This window comes from Chryseobacterium sp. FR048 (genome assembly GCF_056844665.1).
Genome location: NZ_JBXDSE010000011.1, coordinates 144,982 through 166,337, shown reverse-complemented (window position 1 = coordinate 166,337; position 21,356 = coordinate 144,982). Strand labels below are relative to the sequence as shown.

The window sequence follows — 21,356 nt, the reverse complement described above, 5'->3', positions numbered from 1 at the left end:
TGTATACAGAGGGTTACCAATTATTTCCTGACATGATAAGCACCTGGCTTTCAGTTCCGTATTTTATTTCGTTAAGGAAGATTTCTTTTCCTTCGTCCAATGGGATCATGGAAATTCCTCTACGTTCGTATTCAGATTCAAGGGTGGAAGAAACCATTCCTGCTCCTTTCCAAGGTCCCCAATTGATGGAGATTACTTTTCCTTTTAATCTTTTATTCAGAGCGTTAGCGTAATCATCCAGTACACTGTTGGCAGCCGCATAATCTGTTTGGCCTTTGTTACCGTATACGGATGCAATACTTGAGAATAATACCACGAACTGGCAGTCTGTACGAAGTTGTTCAGCCAATACACGAAGGGGTTTTACTTTGGTATCGAATACACGTCCGAAAGAAGAGGTAGTCTTTTGTTTGAATAATTTATCTTCTAAAAGACCTGCTCCGTGGATCACTCCGTCTAAACGGCTGTATTTTTCATAAATACTGCTGATTAAATTACTTAATCCTTCTTCGTCACAAAGATCTAAAGACCGATAGATAATAGTGTTTCCAAGCGCTTCCATATCACGGATGGTGCGTAGGATCTGGTTGTTTTTATAAATTTTTGTGGTCTCTTTTTCAATCTCAGCAGGTGAAGTGAATTTTCCGGATTTAATCAGGTAAGCTCTGATTTCTTCCTTAGTTTTCATGCCTTCGAATTCTTTAGCAGAAGCTTCATTTCTTGGATCTGCTGATCTTCCTACTAAAATATAAGTACATGGATATGCCTGAGACATGTGTTTTACCAATTCTGCAGTGATTCCCTGTGCCCCTCCAAGTACCAATACCACTGATTTTTGATCCAACTGAATGTGAGCTTCATTTAAACTTGTTGACAATGGGGAAGGGATAATGTCTACCTTGTGTCTTTGCTCGTTTTTATAAATAACTTCAGCAGGTTTATCGTTGGTTAAGATTTCCTTTAAAGTAATGTCAGCAATCTGATCTACTTCCTGAGGAGTACTTAAGCTGATGAATCTGCAAGTCGTATGATCGAATTCTCTCGCCAAACTTTTGAAAAGTCCAGGATACCCTTGATGATGACGTAGAACACTTACATCAGTTATTTCCTGAATATGAGCAGCAATATCAGAGATTAAATACACCCATTTTGCTTTATCGAAATCCAGTTTTTTAATCAGATCAACGTGATCGATAATGCTTGGTTTATCTGTTGCTGAGAACAGGTCTAACATGATTAATCCGTCAACATGGGAAAGATCTTTGTCTGCGTCTACCAATTCTACGATCGCTCCGTGTTTTTCCAACTCAGTTTTGATGGCTGAGGTTTGTTGAGTGTCATCCTGAGTGATGGCGAAACGCTTTCCTTGAAGAACTTCTGTATTTTGTACTGAAGAAGCATCTGTAGGCGTGATGTCAAAACGAAGACGTGATAATACATTGTTAGTCGGTTCAGAAGTTATTTCTTCCTTTACTTCGTTTTTTGTTTCAGTAGTGTCACCACTCATTTCACTGATCCAGCTTGCCAATCCACGAAGGGTTTTAATGGCTGCCAGTTTTTCCATCACATCATCGGCTTGTTCAAGATTTTCTCCGAAACCGATCTTGTTTTTCAGATCAGCAATGATTTCCATACGTTTGATGGAATCGATACTAAGGTCTGCTTCTAAATCTAAGTCAAGCCCTAACATTTCTTTCGGATACCCTGTTTTCTCGCTTACGATATTTAAAATACCGTTTTGAAGGTCTTCTAATGATAATGTAGATTTAGCCTGTGGCGTTGAAACCACTTCAGCAGCTGTTCCGTTTTTTTCAGGAGTGGTTGTCGTTTCAGCCCCAGAGAATTCAGTAAGCCATGAAACTAATCCGCTTAAAGTTTTAATAGCCGCCAATTGTTCCATCACCATATCTTCATTGGTGTTTCCATTGGCTAATGTTCCTAATTCGCTGCGAAGTGTTCCGATGATTTCCACTCTTTTGATCGAGTCAATACTTAAATCAGCTTCAAGGTCCATTTCCATACCCAGCATTTCTTGCGGGTACCCAGTTTTATCACTTACAACCTGTAGTAATAAAGCTTTTATATCTCTTGTAGGAGCAGCTTTTACGGCAACAGCAGTAGCAGCCACTGCAACAGTTCTTTCCTGCTGAACTGCTTGTACCGGAATGGTACGTTCAGGTGTAGGAGCCGGCATTGGAGTATTGTAAACAGGCATCGGGTTCACCTGAGGATTCTGTCCCATAAAGGAAAGCATCACATCACGTTGTGCCTGTATCATGAGTTTCATGCTGTTCAAATATTCCTGCAGCATACGTTCTGCCGTAGATAGGCCTTCCGGTGCAGGAGCTTGCGTATTATGAGTAGTAAAATTGTTCATAGGAATAGGATTAATGATAGGGAGTGCACCATTAGCAGGCAATGAACCTGTTGTCGGATGTGCAGCTTGTCCGTTAACACGCCAGATGGCAGGGCTTTTCTTATAAAGTTCAGGCTGATTGATGTCAACACGCTGAACGAAACGGCCATCGAAAAGTTTCTCAATATTGAAGCTGCGGCCTGTTCCTAAATACTGAGCCAACATGCAAAGTAAATGGGTGAACTTATTACGGCTGCTGTCTTCAACGTATAAAGTCAACTGATCTTTTTCAAGACATGATTTTGCCAATCCTGTAAGGACTTTTCCTGGTCCTACCTCGATGAAGATTCTTGCTCCATCGTTATACATCGCCTGCATCTGCTCTACGAATCTTACAGGCTGAACTAAGTGATCAGTCAATCTTTCTTTGATGTCTGAAGGATTCGAAGGATATACTTCTGCTGTTGTGTTAGACCATACAGGGATCTGCATTTCCTGGAAAGGAACATCTTTTAATACATCGGCATATAAACCTTTAGATTTTGCCAATAATGGGCTGTGGAATGCACATGCCACTTCTAGTTTTTTAGCAGAAATACCTTCGTGTTTAAGGACTTCCAGCAGTTTATTGATAGCTTCCGTACTTCCAGCGATAACACATTGAGTAGGAGCGTTGAAGTTAACCGGATAACATCCTTCTACCTTTGCAATGATCGGTTGTAAACGTTCGTGAGTAGCACTTGCAGCTAACATAGAACCCGGATCACCACCTTCAACTGAGTTTAAGATAGATTGAGCTCTCTGAATACTTAAATCAACTAACTGATCTTCTGCAAATACCCCTGAGAAACATAAAGCCGGTAATTCACCATAGCTGTGACCTGCCAGCATATCAGGAATAATTCCCAATGATTCTAAGAATTTAGCCAATGCTAGATCAACAATTCCTAAAAGCGGTTGTGCCAGACGGGTATCTTTAATGGTTTCTTTCTGTTGTTTTAGATCCGCTTCATTGAATGTTGTTGAAGGGAAAACCACTTTTTCAAGCTCAGGATAATTGTCAATAATCTGACGCATAGCCGGGAAGACTACGAATAAGTCACGAGCCATATTGATTCTCTGACTACCTTGTCCAGGGAATGTGAAAGCTACTTTACCTTCTTTTTTGTTAACAGTGAAAGTGTCTTTTGTCTCAATCCCTAGCAATACTAGTTCGAGCTTCATCATCAGGTCAACTGCGTTATCTGCAACAATGCTGAACTGAATTGGTTTTTCTGAAGCGATGCTTAAACTATAGGCAATATCTTTTAATGGAATTTCATCATTGATTTCCAATAATGTTTTGATCTGGCTTGATTGTTCTTTGGCCTCTTCATACGTATCTCCACGGAACACGAATAATTCTGAAGGCCAGGACTGCATCGCAATTGAGTCATCTTTTTTCGGATGGTTTGCAATGACAGTGTGAAAGTTAGTTCCTCCAAATCCGAAAGCACTGATTCCTGCATATCTGTTTTTCTCAGTCCATAATCCTGTTTCCGCATGGAAAGAGAACGGGCTGGTTTGTGCGTTATAATAAGCGTTCGGCTTCTTAAGGTGAAGGGTAGGAGGTTTCACACCATGATAAACCGCAAGAGAAGCTTTGATTAAACCTGCTAATCCTGCAGCGCACTTGGTGTGTCCGATCTGTGTTTTCACAGAACCTAAATGCGTTTGTCCCGGTAATGCACCTGAACGGCTGAATAAGTTAGTCAAGGCACTTAATTCTGTTTTGTCTCCAACAACAGTTCCGGTACCGTGAGCTTCTACCAATCCTACAGCTGCAGCACTAATTCCTGCCTGAGTATAAGCACGTTCTAATGCTCTTACCTGACCTACTTTTCTAGGGGCAGTCAATCCAAGGGCTTTACCGTCACTGGATCCGCCAACACCTTTGATTACTGAATAAATACGGTCACCATCGTTGATCGCATCTTCATATCTTTTCAGAACAAGGATAGCGATTCCTTCTCCAAGGGCAATACCGTCTGCTTCACTGTCAAATGTAGCACATCTTCCTTTTCTGGAAAGGGCATGCGTACTGGAGAACATCAGGTAATCGTTGATGCCGTTGTGTAAATCTGCACCTCCGGCAAGAACCATATCGGATTTTCCTAATACAAGTTCCTGACAAGCTAAGTCCAGAGCAGCTAAAGACGAAGCACATGCTGCATCTACGGTAAAGTTTCTTCCGCCTAAATCCAGACGATTCGTAATCCTACCTGCGATCACATTGGCCAAGATACCCGGGAAAGAGTCCTCAGTCGTATGTGGGAAAGCTTCTTTTACTTCTTCGTGAAGTTCTCCGAAGACTTGTTTATAATATCCTCTGAAACTATAGCTGTTGGCAAGGTCGTTGCCGCCTTCAGCTCCGATAATAACAGAGATGTTTTCTCTATTGATATGTTTTTCGCCATATCCGGCATCTTCCATCGCACGTTTTGCTACCAATAACGTAAGCAATTGGGTAGGTTCAATAGCGGCAAGAGACTGTGGCGGAATACCGAATGCCAATGGATCAAAATCAATTTTTGGAATGAAACCACCCCATTTTGAATGAGACACATCTGCTTCGTCAGAATCCGGCTTATAATAAAGTTCTTTGTTCCATCTTTCGTCAGGAACTTCAGTTACACTGTCTTTTCCTAGAATAATATTTCTCCAGAATTCATCCAGATTTTTAGCTCCAGGGAAGATACATTCCATTCCTACGATAGCAATGTCTAATGGTTTTTCACTGGATGTTGGTAATTCTGATAATTCAGCGTTTTGAATATATTCGTAGTTGTTGATGCTAACGTTCTGATGAAGTTCTTCAAGCGTAAGCACCTTGTTGTGCATGGTCGCAATCTGCCCGATCATGTACATTCCAAGATCCAGCTGATCGTCTTTAGGAATATTCACTAACTGATCTCCCTGACGTTCGATTCCTTTAGCGGCAATTCTTAAACGACCTACATTGAGTTTTTCCAGCTTTTCCCAAACTTCTTTTTTATCTGTTCCGGCAGCTAAAAGTTTAGCTTTCTCGGTATTGAAGTGGTTGGCAAATGCTGTATTTAAACAACGGGTTTCGTGACCTGGAGCTGTTTCTAATAAAACAGTATCCTTAGCCTGCATCGCCTGTAGCTGGAACTCTTCCTGAATAGCTCCTGTTTGTACTGCTTCCTGAGTGTACAGATAAGCAGTTCCCATCAAAACACCCACTTTCACTCCTCTGGCAGCTAATGGAGCAGCCATGATAGAAACGAATGCAGTTGAGAAATCATTATGGATTCCACCTGCGAAAAATACACTGATATTTTCCGGATGGTCTTCTTTTAAGATACGTTCAATTTGTTTTTCCCAAAGCACCATGCTGGATAGTGGACCTACGTGGCCACCGCATTCACGGCCTTCGAAAATAAAGCTCTTAGCTCCTTCTTTAAGGAAAATATCTAATAGGGCAGGAGATGGAACATGTAGGAATGTCTTTATTCCTGCTTTTTCAAATACTTTAGCCTGTGCCGGTCTTCCGCCTGCAATTAAAACGACAGGTGGTTTCGCTTCAAGGATATAAGAAGTCTGTTCATCCCTTAGTTCCTGAGGTGCAAATCCTAAAATTCCTACACCCCATGTTTTGTTACCTGCCAGCTCCTTGGTTTCCATTACCAAAGATTTTGCTGAGTTTCCTTTCAATAAGGATAAGGCAACAAAAGGTAAGGCTCCTGCTTCTGCGACTGCATTGGCAAATCCGGGAACATCACTTACACGGGTCATCGGTCCCTGTGCAATCGGATAAGTAAGTCCAAGTTCCTGAGCTAACGGATTATTCTGATCGATCACCTGAAGAGCTTTTGCCTGCTTCAGATGGCCGTACATGGCCTCTTTAAGTCCGAAGGTTAATTTTTTTAATGTTCTGAATTCCTCATACAGATCTACTGCCAATGAGATGTCTTGCCCCATCGGAATGTAATTCTTACTGACATCCAATCCTGTGAAATATGATTTGAGTTCCTCAGCAGTGATGTCTTCAGGTAATGAAGGGGAATTAGGTCTTACCAATACGCGGTGATTGGCAATGATCTTCGTCTCTGTTCCGTTCAGTTTTGATGATAAATCTTTAATATCTTGCGGGACAGAGCTTTCAGGGAATAAAGCAAGTTGGCTGTCCAGAACAACTCCTGTTGCTCCTAAAGCTTTTACAGCTGCAGCGGTATGGAGTCCTATTCCTCCTTGTACCCATACAGGAATGCTTTTTATTTCCTTGATAATGCGCTGGAACAATACGAATGTAGATTCGTAACCGATTTGGCCTCCTGCTTCATTTCCTTTAATAATAATTCCTTTTGCTCCTGCTTGCTCCGCTTGTCTTGCTTCCTCTAAACTGGTTACCTGACAGATAAGATTCAGGTTTGAGTTCTGATTAATTGACATTCCGGACGGTAGGATGGCAAATGTCACTTTCTCGGGAAATTGAAGTGCCAAAAAAATCTCGTTAGAAATGTAAATACCATACGAAGGTATATCTAATTGGTCAAGGAGGCTCAAAGCTTCCTCGGCAGTTGACAATTCATGCCCTAAGCTTAAAACAGGAAATATACCCGCCTGATGCATTTTAGGCATAAGATTGACATCCGGCCTTTCAAAAGGCGTTAGTCCAATAATGGTTAAGTTTTTCATGGCGTTGATATGTTAGTAAAAAATTCCACCACAAACATCAACTCTTTGATATAGAGAGTTAATGCCTGCTATGAACGAATAAAATTGGTTCTTGTTATATCTTTAATTATAAAGTCTTTTTTATAATTATTTTTCAATAAAGTACTGTCAGCCCGGGAATCGTCGGGAGTAAGGTCGGTTTTCGGCTTTTCATAAGGCTTTAGCCTTGCATTGGTCAAGTTTTTCATCTCATCTATAGTATTGAAAATAATATACGGTTTCATAATAAAACTCTAATCCTGTAGGGAAAAAGAGTGTTTTCTTATTATGAGTGAATAAAAATAATAAATTTATGATATATGTTCAATCATAAATGCAATTTAGTAATAATTTTTTAACAAACAAATGTTAATTATTCAAACGCTATTAAAGTATACAGTTTATTTTCTTATTCATGATAAACAAGCCGGCACAATCCTAGTAACTACAATTATAAAGAATTATAGTTAAAGAAATGTTAAGCAAAGATAGGAATAAAAAATAAAATATTTCAAAAAGAAGAGATTTGTTTTATTTAATATTACCAAAAAATAATATACCAATATTGAGGTTAAATGTCTGTAAATCGGCTTTCCGAAAATCGTAAAAATTCCAATTTATTTCACATGAAACTGAATTGTAATAATATAGAAGAAAAATAGGGAAATGTGTTTTGTGAATTATTTGTACAGGTAGGTTAAGAAATTGATAATTTTAATAGGAATAAAAAAATTGTTTTATACATATCATTTTATAGTTTATTGTTATGATCATTTTATTTTATAGTGTTTTTCCTTCTGAAATTTTCATATCAGTTCAAAAATGTTACGGATGAATCCTGAAAGTGGAGTGGCAGAATGAAATTTTCAATTTATTAATATGATTCACTTTTTTTCCTTGCCGGAATTTTGTAATTTTGCCCCGTTATAAACCTATCGTATTCCATGATCTATTGGAAATCGGTTTTATATATGCCTGCCTCAGATAATACATGATTAACTTTTTTAAGTCATTGCTGTTATCAAAATCCATTAATAAATTGTACTGATCCACCTTTATCCGGCGGATTATCTTTCATTATTATCCATTTTGAATGATTTTTATTTGAAAAGAAATGAAGCCCTCCTTTTTTAAGAATGACCAGATGCAGAAATTTATTTTGGATTCTAAATAAAATTTAATTCAAAAATAGGTATATATGAAACAGACTGCTGTTTTTAAATCAGATGATTATAAAGAAAGCGTATTGGTACAGTACAATGCTTCTTTGTCAAATTTCAATGGAAATATCCGGGAGGAAATAGTGGAGACCCGCTTTGGGAAAACGAATGTTTTGAGCTATGGAGATGAAACTGCTCCTAAGTTGGTTTTGCTTCATGGTGCTAATTCTAATGCTACATCATGGATCAAAGATTTTGCTGCTTATGCTTCTGAATATAAGGTGTATGCTGTCGATATTATCGGTGAGCCGGGGAAGAGTGAAGAAAACAGGCTGCCTTATGAAAATGATAGCTACAGTGACTGGCTGAATGAAGTATTTCAACAATTAAAATTAGATAAACTCTCTTTGGCAGGTCTTTCACAAGGTGGGTGGATTGCTGCTAAATTTGCCATAAAGTATCCGGAAAAAGTGAACAGGCTGGCGCTGCTTTCACCGGCAGGAATTGTAAATACAACGGGTAGTTTTATTTTTAAAGCTGTATTGTATTCTCTTCTTGGAAATTTCGGAAAGAAAAAAATCAATGAACTTATCATAGGAAATCAAAAGGTGAATCATCAGGTTTTTGATTTTATGAATCTTATGCAGTCAGCCGTTAATTCCCGGATGGATAAGGAGTATATTTTCTCTGATGAAGAACTGAAGAAACTCACGATGCCTGTATTTTTTATCGGTGGAGCTCATGATGTGGTTCGGGATTCAGAAAAAATCAAGGTAAGGCTTCAGGGGTTGCTGCCCGATTTTGAATATTTTATTGATCCTGAAAAAGGACATGTGCTGGTAGGTCTGGCAGATGCGATCAGCTCATTTCTGCTAAAAGAGAAAAACAAATAATATAAAAGCTCCAAAAAGTTATTGTTTTTGGAGCTTTTTATAGATTGTGACTTCTTGAAAAATTTAGAAAATACTCAGATTATACTGTTTGACCAGATCCAGAATCATATGATAACCTGCCAATGAATTTCCATGCTGATCCAATGCAGGACTGAATACTCCGATGCCCATTTTTCCAGGAACACTCACGGTGATTCCGCCTCCAACACCGGATTTACTTGGTAATCCCACCATTCTGGAATATTCTCCGCTGAATTCATACATTCCGGCAGTCAGCATTTGAGATTCGATAAGTTTGGCTACTTCTGCATTTTTATATTGGGAATCTCCGTCGAAACGAACGCACTGATTGGCAAAGAAATATCCGATTTTTGCAAGGTCTTCAGCGGTTAGTTCAATAGAACATTGTTTAAAATAATTATCCAGCTGGTCTTCATTCCCTGAGATCAGGCCGCTGTTTTTCATGATGTAAAACATTCCACGGTTACGGTGTCCAGTCGATTTTTCAGATTCATAGACTGATTTGTTGTATTCAATACCTGGATTTTTGGTGATGTATCTTACCATATCCAGCACTTTAAGGAACGGTTTTTCACCTTCTCCGGAAATTAAAGAAGTGGTAAGGATCGCTCCGGCATTCATCATCGGATTAAGCGGTTTACCTGTGGTTTCAAGATTGGAAAAATGGTTGAAAGGTTTATCAGAACCAAAATATCCTATTTTGTCAAAAACATTAGCTTCCCCTCTTTCATTGACTGCAACCATCAGAGCAATGATCTTTGAAATGCTTTGCATGGTAAACTTTTTCTGAACATCCCCTGTATTGAATACTTTACCATTCTTGTCTACCACTGAAAAAGCAATAGCTTTGGCATCCATTTTTCCAAGTTCAGGAATATAATCCGCTACTTTCCCCTGGGTGTAATAAGTTCTGTTTTTTTCCAGTATACTGTTTAATGTCTTTTCAGAAATCGTTGATATATCTGCTGTTTTCTGAGCATAAGTAATGGTATGTAAGGAAAGAAACGTTGCAAGAACAATTCCTTTTGCGGAAAATAAAAAGCTATTTTTTTTCATAAAGAATCTTTTCGAATAAAATGTTAACATAAACCTCGAGGAAACAAAGATAAAATTTTTCATCTTCTGTGAGCAATTCTCCGTTGCAATATCCGTTCCATCCCATATGGATTGAGGGAAAAAGTGGGGTAGAGGTCTGTTTTAGACGATTAAGTCTAATGTTATTTTCAGTTTGTTTTGCGATTTGTTTTAAAAGCTCCTCGATGCTTTGATCAGGATTGATGGATAATTAAGAATAAAATTCGTTCCTATAAATGAAAAATATATTCTAAGCCAGGTTCAATAAAAAAGAAATCCGGAAGTTACGATGGAACCGAAACGAATGCCTTTTCAAAGATCTGCATAAAAAATAGGAATCAAAAAAGTTAAAAAATCTCCCCGATATTGGCGAAAAAGCCATGAGAATTATTCTGTCCGAAGGCATAGTCAATACACAGATTGGTATTGCTGTGCTTGTTGAGTTTGATACGCAATCCTGCTCCATATCCGAAAAGGAGTTTTTTGTATTCATCAGAAAGATCGGCTGAGAAAGATTGTACATTCGCAAAAACGACACCACCCAGTAGGCCGTTTCTGGTGATTCCGAAACGGTATTCGTTTTCATAATAATACATATTCCGTCCACGGAACCTGCTTTGGATGTATCCACGTCCTGTATTGTTCTGATCATCCCAGCCGGTACTGGGAAGCATAAGGTAAGGAGGAGCTGTTTTGCTGGTATTCAGCCATGCGAAGCCCCAGAATGCCAATACATTTTCAGACTTTGCCGGGAAACGGATGTATTTTCTGGCATCAATTTGTAAGGATGACCAGTTGGACTGGCTTCCCATAAAGGTAAAATTGGGACGATAGGTAAGACTTAAAAATTCGCCGTTCTGTGGATTGATCTGGTTGAGTCTATTGTCATACAACGCTTTTATTGCCAATCCTGATGCTCTCTCAGCTGTTTTCAGATCGCGGGAGAGAATGTGGCTGATTCTTTTTCCCAGTGAATCGGTGACTTTAATACCCCAGAACTGGTCATAATAAATACCTCCGCCGAGATAAAAATCCTTTAGAACCTTAAACATGATAGACTGATGTAGTTTTATGTATTTAAAGTTCACTGTATAAGCCGTATTGGAATTCGCTTCTATTGAAATTTTCTTTCCTCCCAAACCATAGATTTCTGAAGGATAGTTGAGGTATTTGAAATCACTGATAAGGTTGATTTTGTTGTCTTTTGTCCAGATATTGGCATATAAAGGGAAAATAGTCTGTTTATACTGTGAATAGGTATAGCTTGTTGCAATATTGGAAATTTTCTGATCTCTGGATCTTTGCTGATAAAAGCCAATATTGCCACTTATAACCCCTGCAAAACCTGTCTGAAGGGTATATCCTGCTGCCGGAATCAAAGACCAGTTAAATTTCTTCCCTGCACGGATGGTGTCTCCGTTATTTTTTTTATGAAGTATTCTATGGAGAATGTCTACAATATCTTTTTGAGGTATTTCTGTTTGATGCAAGGTGTCGGATGGGAGTTCGGACTGATTGCTCTGAGCCTGGCAGAAGATAGAAGAGAGAGTAAGGAGGAAGCAAATAAAAGTCCTTTTCATGGTTATGGATTTTTGAGAAAAAGATTATCAAATGACGTCAATAATGATTTCAAAATTGCGGTGAATATTTCAAATAAAAGGTAATAATTGACTTAAAATATTATTAAAAAATTAAAACAGAGAGTAGATTATCCCTTTGATTGATGTTTTTGTTTAAAATATTTATTTTTTTAACGTTTTTATTTAAAATTTTAACTTAAAAATTATATTATGTTTAATTTTTTTATGGTATTAAATTATATGTGTGAAAAATAGAAATTTTAGCTCTCCAGGCCTCTGATAGTGGGTTTTTGTAAAATAATTATAATGCAAGTGAAATAGTATATGGTGTTAAACTTCATTATGTTATTGGTATTCAGTATTGAATTTCGTAATATTTTTCACTTTTAGATGATTTTTGTATTATTTTTTTTATTAATTTGGATAAAAATTAATAACACTTTTTTTAATAACTATGAAAAACAACACCTATTTCAGTAGGCAGCACATCTTCAGATGGCTACTACTATGTTGGCTTTTAGTACCGTGGGCACTACAAGCACAATCAGCTCGAATTACATGGAGCTCCCAGGTCGGATGTCAAGAGTACCGGGGCGAAAAAGGAGGTACCGATGATAACGGAACCACCTACTCATTTATCAACTCTTCCCAATGCCTTCGTGTATGTGAAAACAGTTGGGTTACTTACACCGTAAGTGGCCAGAATATTTCGTACGTACAGTGGACCATTTCGGGGGGAACAGCAACTTATTCAGGGCCTGGCAATACGCAGGCGAATGTCAACTGGGGCAGCACCGGCAGTGGAGCTGTACAGGCGGTCATCACTTATACAGACGGAACTGTTGAGAATCAGAACATCTGTATTGAAAAGATCAACAGCCCTGTTGCTAAATTTGAAATGCTCAATCTGGACTATAAGGTATGTAGAAATACCACGATCTATTTTGATAATACTTCTTATCAGAATGGTGGGTCTGATATTGTTAACTACTTCTGGGAATTTGGAGACGGAACTACTTCCACAGCGTTTGAGCCGTCTCATGCCTATACAGATCCTGGAACTTATTCCGTTATGTTGACTGTAACGAATAAGTGCGGCTGTTCCAGCAGTTACAAAAGAGAACTGGAAGTAATCAAATCTAATCCTGTACAGATCAACTGTGCTTCCGTAGTATGTGAAGGAAGTACTGAGAAATACAATGTTCAGGACGGATGTAAAGGAGAATGGAATGTAGTAGGTGGAACTATTGTTGGCCAAAATGGAAATGAAATTGAAGTGAAATGGGATCAGGTAGATCCGGCAGACGGTTTTGGATACGTGATGTACAGATCTGAATGCGGATGCCCTGAATGGACTACCATTAAGATTCCTGTTATTTTAAATAAAAGTAAGATCAAGGGTGAACCGGTAATATGTATCAACAAACAGTATACCTATTCTGTTCCACAATGGCCTACCACCAGCGTAAAATGGACGGTAACAGGAGGTCAGCTGGATTATAATCAGCAGAGAAATGAGGTTCTTTTCACGGCTTACCAGCCGGGAACTTATACCCTTACTGCAGATTATTTCAATACATTGTTATCATGCAAAGGACAGGCTACTTTTACTATTGTTGCAGAACAGCCGGTAACGATAAGCGGAGGTACAGATGAAATCTGTGTAGGTACCGTTCAGACCTTTAATGCAGTACCTAATGTACCTGTTATCTGGAAAATTTCTTCAGGAAGTTCAGTATATACATCTCCTCCAATGTCAGGACCTTTCAGTTATAATTTTGTAACGGCAGGTTCTTATACGGTTACAGCCACTAAAAATGGGGGCGGATGCGAAAGTAACGCAATCCTTGTAAAGGTATTGCAGGCTCCTATGCCTCCTGCAGGCCCAATCTCAGGAGACAATAAAGTATGCCCGGGAAAACCTTACGTATATAAACTTAATTCACCGATAGATCCTGGAACAGTACCGGTATGGGAAGTTACCAACGGAACAATTCAGGGAAGTAATACGGGGTCTTCTGTGACGGTAATATTTAATTCCGGAGCACCGCAATATGTGGTATCAGTACGAAACAGATTAGCGAATAGTACAGCAGGATGTGTTTCTGCTCCTATTTCTTTCAATGTTACACCATTGGATCTTAATACCATTACCATTAATCCGAATCCGGGACCATTCTGCCCAAGCAGTATGCAGTCTTTCAGTGCCAATCTGAACGGGATTACTCCGGATTCAATGTCATGGAGCCTTGGAAACACTAATTACGGAAGTATCGTTTCCGGACAGGGAACTCCTAATATTAGCGTAAATTTCAATGAAGTTTCTTCATCGGTTCCTACTACTCTTAATTTAAGAATTATTAAATGTGGGGTGATCAAAGATTTAAGTATCCCGATCTCGGTATTAACGCTTCCGACTGTCAGCTTTAATGTTGGTAATATTTGTTTAGGTGGTAACCTTAACTTTTCAGTTAATCAGGGGACTATTACTTCAGCAACCAGTGTTACGTTTACTTTTGCAAATGGATCAACAGCTACCGTGCCTTTCAATCCGTTTGGTAACTATTCTATTGTGAATAACGGAAATATTCAGAATAATACAGGAAATAATATTTCTCAGACAGTAACGGTAACGTATACCGGAACCAACGGATGTAATTATAAACCTACGGCATCAGCTAACTTTATTATTTACCCGGAAACGATTATTACAATTTCTCCGGTATATAATATTGCAGTCTGTGATCCTGCGACAATGGCTCCGTATACCCTTACAGCAAACAGCTCGACAGGTCTTACCAATACTACAGGATGGAAATGGTTTAGAAACGGTGTACAAATACCAAATGCCAATACCAACGTCTACACCATATCAGGACCTAACGCTTTGGGAACTTACAAAGTACAGGCAACTGATCAGAATACTTGTGTGGTTTATTCACAGGAGGTTAAAGTAATACAGTCTTGTCCAACAGGCGGAAACTGTACGTTAAATCCTCAGATTAACTTTACTCCGCAATGGACGGCTTGTAATACGATTAGCGTTACTAACCTAAGCTACGTTGGAACTCCTGATGAGATCCAGTGGGTGACGGATAATGTACTTACTTTAGTTTCTCCTCAGGGTGGCTCTACTGCTACTTATCAGACAAGTCTTGCAGGAGCACATATCGTTTTCGTACGTTTAAGATATGGTTCATGCTGGTATAGCAGAGGAATCGAGGTAAGAAAAAATTATGAGCCTAAGTTTAATATCAGCCAGGTATGTAATGGAAGTGCCTATAATGTTACTCTTTACAACACCTCTACGATATTTGATATTACGGCACCTATTACCTATACGTTCAGTCTTGCAGGACAGCCTGATCAGATTGGTCAGACGGCAACGTATAACAATTTAGCGCCAGGTACTTATACCTTTACGATGAAAATGGTTGCGGCAGGATTGCCACAGTGTATTACTACGCAAACCATTACATTGGCAGCACCTCCGACTCTTAATTTCACGCTTCCAACATCGGCGTGTTCAGGAGAGCCTATTAACTTAACAGTTCCGGGCTATAACTCTGCCAATACTTATACATGGTTCTTTGGAAATAATTCTATCGTTGCTTCTGGGGCAACTACACCAATTTCAATTGTTCCAACAGGTACTACAAATATATGGTTCAGAGTGAGAACTCCGCAGGGATGTACTTATGATTCTCCGATTAAGGGAATTGGGATTACTGCTGCAAACTTTAGCGGTACACTTCTTCCTCCGGTAGCTGTAGCTTGCGTTGGAAATGCTCCGACAATTACCTTCGTGCCTTCAGGACAAGCTCCTGCAAGTTACATCTGGATGAATGGTGCTCAGCAAGTGGCAGGAGCTCCAAACTCAGCAAGTTTTACTCCTACTCAATCAGGATATTACTGGCCGGTACTGATCGCATCAAATGGTTGTAAAACAGAATCTATGAGTACACAGCCATTATCTGTGACCCTGAAAGCACTTCCATATGTAAACATTTCAGGTAAAGCTAATATCTGTGCAGGATCATCAGTAACATTGAGTGGTATTGTGACTGACAATACATTGGAATACCAATGGAAAAAAGGTGGTACAGTAGTGGTGCCATGGGTTGCTTCTTCTTCAGCTCCTATTGTTTATAATACAGGATCATTGACTGTAGGAACTTATGTTTATACGCTGGAGGTAAGAACTCCGGGAGCAGCAGGATGTACAAGTTCTAAAAACTTTACGGTTACCGTAAGCAGCCCTCCGCCAGCAGTTACTATTTCTTATTCTCTGCAAAGCTGCCAGCCTTATGAAGTAAAACTTACGGCATCAGGATCTGCAGCAGGTGATTATAACTGGAGTAACGGTATGGTAGGACAATCTATTGTAGTGAACGAAGGTGGGGCTTATCAGGTGACTTATACAGCGCCAAGCGGATGTAAAGTAACCGGTAATGTACAGGTACCACTGAGTCTTGAAAGTCTGATGTGGGTATTCCCTACAGGATGCTATGATGAATGCTATAGAAAAAGCTACGTTATAGGACCGAAAGGAATATTTGATTACCATGAGTGGCAGTACTTCGGAAGCAATATTCAAAGTGGAAATAACAGTTTTATCAATCCTCTGTATCTAGGTTCATCAGGAACTTATAACTTACAGATCAACCATTTTGGATGCCAGTATACTTCAGGAGCATTGAATTATTTCCCTGGTAAAGAATGTGGTGTTACAACGGATTGTAAGCTGGAAGGTGACGTTTATATGAAGTGGGATAAAGATCACTTTAATATCCACGGAATCCTTCACAATAGTGCAGGTCAGGCTATAACACTTACAGTTTCAAGTGCAAACGGATTTGGAGTTTATATTCCATCTATGATTACAATCCCGGCAGGAGGCTCATACGATATGAATGCCAATCCACTGGTATTCTATCCGAATGCCAATTACCCTGGATGGGAGGAGATCTTATTCAGCAATGAAACTTGTAAATTCAGTACAAAAATGGAAGGTGGTATATGGATGAAAGGAGGTGCAGGAACAGAAAGATCAATGGCTGTGACCTCTGCTTCTTCTCTGAAAATAACACCAAATCCTGCAAAGGAAAATGTGAAAATCTCATACAATACAGGCAGTGAAAAGCTGCAGGCAAAACAAATTACAGTTTTTGATGCCATGGGCAATGTCAAATTCCGTAAGGAACTGAAAGCATCTTCCGGAGAGGTGGGTGTAGAAGTTTCCAGTTGGCTGCAAGGCGTTTATATTGTCATTGTACAGACAGGAGATACCTCATTGCAAGGTAAACTAATTAAAAATTAGTGATTTATAAAGCAGTGTTCTCTTCGGAGGACACTGTTTTTATAATAAATGATAACCAAATGAATTTTTATGACACGATTAAAAAACAAACTACAGGTATTGCTTCTGATGCTGCCCTTATTATCTTTCAGTCAGACTTATCAATGGCAATGGGCAAAACAGGTAGGGGGAGCGACAGGCTCAGCTGATCCGGGATTTACTTATCGGTATGATGAATCAATTCGGGATATTGTTGTAGACAATAATAACAATACGTATTATCTGACGACCGTATGGTCACAGGACCAAAACTTGGATGGGACTACAATACCCAATTATGGGACTCGTGATCTTTTTCTTTTTTCTACCGATTGTCAGGGAAATATAAGATGGTCAAGAACAATAGGGGGAACGGGCCCTGGTGAAAATGCATGGCACATAGAGGTGGATAATAACGGTGGATTATATGTTATGGCCACTCTATATAACGCAGCAGATACTACTCAGCCCAATGAAATTCCTATCAAGCTGGATGATACCCATTCTCTTCCAGCCTATACCTATGTTGACGTCAACACACCAGATCCGGGATTCAAAGCAGCTTATCTGTTAAAATACCATACTTCTAACGGTACATTGGCATGGAGTAAGCCTTTACAGGGAGATGTCAATTTTCTAAGCCGATACTGTGATGTGCAAACCATGTATATGGATGCTTCGAAAAATATTCATGCAATCATGGGCTTTAGAGCAGGAACTCATTTGGATGGGATGATTACCGTACCTTCTACATACACTACAAGCTATCAATATTATCTGGTAAAATTCAATTATAGCAATGGGAATATGACCCTTGCCACTCCGCTGCTGCTTCCTATTACAGGCGGAATAAGTACGGGGGGAGAGGATGGAAAGGTAAATCTGTTGTATGACGAAAGTCTGAACCGGTATTATCTTGCAGGGAGAAGAATGGATGGAAGCTACAGTACATATTTTGAAGATTTTTCATACAATAACGTTCCTTTTACAAAAGATGGCTATTTACTTGCCTTTGACGGAACTACCGGGGAAGAAGTATGGCGAAAGGAGCTTGATACTAATATGCCGGGATATGTGGATAATGAAATTCATTCAATTATTAAAGACTCCGGTTCTTCAGATATTTATATTTCAGGACGGTATTTTGCCGGAACTACTCCCGGAACTTTCGGAACTTACACTTTTCCTTTACCTCCTTATCAGGGGCAGGTACCTTTTGTCATGAGATTGGCAGCAGACGGATCGGTAAAATGGGCTAAGATTGCTGATGGAATAACTACTTATGGCGCATACCGTTTCGTGAAAGGGAGAATTGTACTTAATGGGAATGAACTTGCTTTTGCTAAAGGAAGCTGGAATGATATATGGGGCAGTTATTCGATGGTGCGCCCGAATGGAGATAAAGCAGATCCGTTATTGGTTCGTCTTAATAAAGATTCAGGAGCAGTAATCGATGCAGGTGATATTTATAGCAGTTATTTTTCTCAGGACGAATTTACGGCTATTGCTGTAGACAGAGAGGGTAATTACATATTGGGAGGTTTGTTTCATGACCAGTTATTTACTGATCCTAATGATGGGGTGAATACGATGGGGGTCAATGTAATGGGAGGGAAATCCCAATCTTTTTTTACAAAATATGCCAAGTCGGCATGCAGTCAGATGTCGGTAGAAGAAACGGCTGCTCAGGCCGGTATACAATTATATCCGAATCCTGTACAGGACAATCTTATGATAAGAAGTAAGGACCCATTGGTTTCTTATGAAATCTACGGAGCCACAGGACAGCTGATCAAACAAGGAGCTTTGAATAGTACGCAGGAGCAAATCGTAGTATCTTCTCTTCAGACGGGAGTATATTACATAAAACTTAAAACAAAATCTTCAACAGTAACAGAGAAAATATTGAAGAAATAAAGATTTTGATTCAACACTGAAACTAATAACCTTTATATAGACGGTGCTTTCTTCGGAGAGCACTGTTTCTTTTTAAATAGATCATGAATGGGAAATGATGCAGAATTCTTGAGTTGTTTCACAAAATAAGAGGGCGTAAATCCCGTCTCTTTCCGGAAGACATTTAACAAATACCCGTGGAGTGCTGTACCCGCATTCTTCGGCGAGATAGGTTATTTTGTATTCCCTGTAGATCAATAGCAGTTTTGAAATCCTTCATACTGGCAGTAGCAAGACCGAGATACCCTGAAGCAAGAGCTTTTTTGCGGTAGATATTCGATATATAACCATCTTTATCCCTCTTATTCCGGACAATTTTCTTCAGCCCTTCTCCCAGATTAATAGTTTCTTTATTTCTGCCTGCAGCCCATATAATTTCATCAAAAGGTTGCCACTTTGTAAGATTCCTAAATCATAATTAAGCTTTTCAGATTCGGCTTTTAATTGGAGCAGTTGATTTTCCTGCGATTTTGGATCATCATTGATATGCTTTGCAATCTCTTTTAACTTTTTATCAATAAACTCAATCTGCTTTGCATTTTGGGCAAAAGTAACGTAATAAGAAAAAAAGATAAAGAGTAAGGAGAATAATTTTTTCATTGGAAAGCAGATTAGTTTTTAGAATACGATAATAGGATTTGATATAAAGAATGAATAAAATCTGAGAATGTAGTGGAGCTTTTTTTTGCTTTTTTTCAAAATTAAAGTAAATATTTAAGGTAAAATGGCCAATGTCTATTTGGGCACATCATGCATTTTCTTTTGAAATAAGGATTGTGTTTAACTTGTTGATTTTCAGTTATGCCTATTTGTAAAATGAAATTAGTTACCTATGAAACTTTCAGAATTATTCCTCTATTAACCTTGTGATGCTTATCACGGAGTTCTAATATTGCATCAGATGATAACCGATTCTGAAAATAACATGATGAACAAAATCTTCTCTCTGCATTGGATTGGAGAGGGGAGATTTCTTTTATTTGTTCTGTTATTTCTCAATCTTCAGATGGGGCAGGCTGTGGGCAGGTCAGGCGAAACGGTTTCATCAGACCTTCCGGAACAGACAAAGATATTTATCTTGGATGATGCTGTTGTTTCCGGGATGGAGCAGATCTATGTCTCCGGTTCAGAAAAAGAAAAAATAGAGAAGAAATCTAAAAAGAAAACTTCCGTTACCAGAAACCGGAAAAAGCTCCAAAAAGAACAGCCTGTTTCTTCCGCTGTTCATCGTACCAATAAAACCGTACCCATTTTTTGGCGGCATACAACATCTGATACCTCTTTACTGGAAAGTACCGGTATTACGAAGCAGTTGATGACCCCTGTTCAGTACAGAATTAAATTTTTTCTGCTTCAGCCTGAAAATATCATTCTCATTTTGACTTACTTATTAAGCATTCTGCTTATACCCATTTATAGAAATTACTGGTTTTCAAATCTGCGTTTCTATCGAAACTTCAATAGACCACCACCGTCGTCATTCCCAATATAGTATCTGTTTAATCAAGGTTATCAGATTTCTATATTCTGCTCTCACGCAGGAAAAATCAACGTTATACCTAATTTTCGCAAGGACTATTCTATGCGGACAGGTATTGTCATTCATAAAATCAAATAAAAATACCATGAAAAAAACATCACTGGCAATAGCAATGCTGGCGGTCTGTGCCTTAAAATCACAGGTGGCGATTGGGAAGCAAAGTGTGACCAATACTTCAGTGTCTCTGGAATTCTCCAATACTGAAAACAGAGGTCTTATTCTTCCTTATATCGAAAACAAGACTCCGGTAACAACTGAAGGAGCTATGATCTATGATACTACAGATCATAAGGTAAAATACCTGAAAGATGGATCCCAATGGGTAAACCTGAGTGAAGATGACGGAACCGCTGCAACCATTGGAACTGCTGATCTAAGCATACAGGGAGTAGATAAGTCAGAAAAGGCAACAGCCAAAACAAGCATCGGAACTCCCACCTCTGCAACAGGAATTCTTGTACTGGAAGCAGTGGATAAAGCCATGATCTTACCAAAAGTAGCGAGCCCGCATCTCAACATCATTGATCCGGCTCCCGGGATGATGGCCTATGACACGGTGAAAAAGCAGGTTGCTGTATATAATGGTAAAGTCTGGACTTTCTGGAAACCTTAATGATAAGCAACATCAGACTTTAGATTAAAAATTGATCCCTCTTTTAAAAATGAAAAAAACAATTTTACTGGTTTCGCTTTCTATAAGCATGTCCGCTTACAGTCAGGTA

The 21,356-nt window shown here is 39.0% G+C and carries 9 protein-coding genes; 5 read left to right on the top strand and 4 right to left on the bottom strand.

Translation table 11 applies throughout. The annotated features are described in order from the left end of the window. Nucleotides 1-13 precede the first annotated feature (13 nt). Entirely contained in the window at nucleotides 14-7,054 is a 7,041-nt protein-coding gene (locus tag AC106K_RS24845) for an SDR family NAD(P)-dependent oxidoreductase (protein WP_482448245.1), read from the bottom strand. A 1,216-nt stretch (nucleotides 7,055-8,270) separates the two neighbouring features. Here AC106K_RS24845 and AC106K_RS24840 point away from each other — a divergent pair. Continuing rightward, nucleotides 8,271-9,125 (top strand): alpha/beta fold hydrolase, encoded by an 855-nt coding sequence (locus AC106K_RS24840; RefSeq protein WP_482448243.1) that lies wholly within the window; start codon nucleotides 8,271-8,273, stop codon nucleotides 9,123-9,125. 63 nt (nucleotides 9,126-9,188) lie between these two features. Here AC106K_RS24840 and glsA read toward each other — a convergent pair whose 3' ends face one another. Both glsA and AC106K_RS24830 read right to left on the bottom strand, forming a co-directional pair. Continuing rightward, entirely contained in the window at nucleotides 9,189-10,202 is a 1,014-nt protein-coding gene (gene glsA, locus AC106K_RS24835; protein ID WP_482448242.1) for a glutaminase A, read from the bottom strand. 365 nt (nucleotides 10,203-10,567) lie between these two features. Further along, nucleotides 10,568-11,800, bottom strand: a complete 1,233-nt coding sequence (locus AC106K_RS24830) for a hypothetical protein (protein ID WP_482448241.1) — start codon at nucleotides 11,798-11,800, stop codon at nucleotides 10,568-10,570. 454 nt (nucleotides 11,801-12,254) lie between these two features. Here AC106K_RS24830 and AC106K_RS24825 point away from each other — a divergent pair, with 454 nt between their 5' ends. Both AC106K_RS24825 and AC106K_RS24820 read left to right on the top strand, forming a co-directional pair. Next, a complete protein-coding gene (locus AC106K_RS24825) occupies nucleotides 12,255-17,120 on the top strand; it encodes a PKD domain-containing protein (protein WP_482448240.1) in 4,866 nt (1,621 codons plus the stop codon). A gap of 69 nt (nucleotides 17,121-17,189) precedes the next feature. Then, the gene (locus tag AC106K_RS24820) at nucleotides 17,190-19,055 is read left to right on the top strand and encodes a T9SS type A sorting domain-containing protein (RefSeq protein WP_482448239.1); all 1,866 of its coding nucleotides are present in this window, start codon (nucleotides 17,190-17,192) and stop codon (nucleotides 19,053-19,055) included. A gap of 360 nt (nucleotides 19,056-19,415) precedes the next feature. On the opposite strand, the gene AC106K_RS24815 is transcribed toward AC106K_RS24820, so the two are convergent. Further along, a complete protein-coding gene (locus tag AC106K_RS24815; RefSeq protein ID WP_482448238.1) occupies nucleotides 19,416-19,694 on the bottom strand; it encodes a hypothetical protein in 279 nt (92 codons plus the stop codon). 325 nt (nucleotides 19,695-20,019) lie between these two features. Here AC106K_RS24815 and AC106K_RS24810 point away from each other — a divergent pair, with 325 nt between their 5' ends. After that, complete coding sequence (locus tag AC106K_RS24810; protein WP_482448237.1) at nucleotides 20,020-20,586, top strand: hypothetical protein; 567 nt, start codon at nucleotides 20,020-20,022, stop codon at nucleotides 20,584-20,586. A 133-nt stretch (nucleotides 20,587-20,719) separates the two neighbouring features. Beyond that, on the top strand, nucleotides 20,720-21,247 hold the full coding sequence (locus AC106K_RS24805) for a hypothetical protein (RefSeq protein ID WP_482448235.1): 528 nt from the start codon (nucleotides 20,720-20,722) through the stop codon (nucleotides 21,245-21,247). The last annotated feature ends 109 nt before the right edge of the window (nucleotides 21,248-21,356 follow it).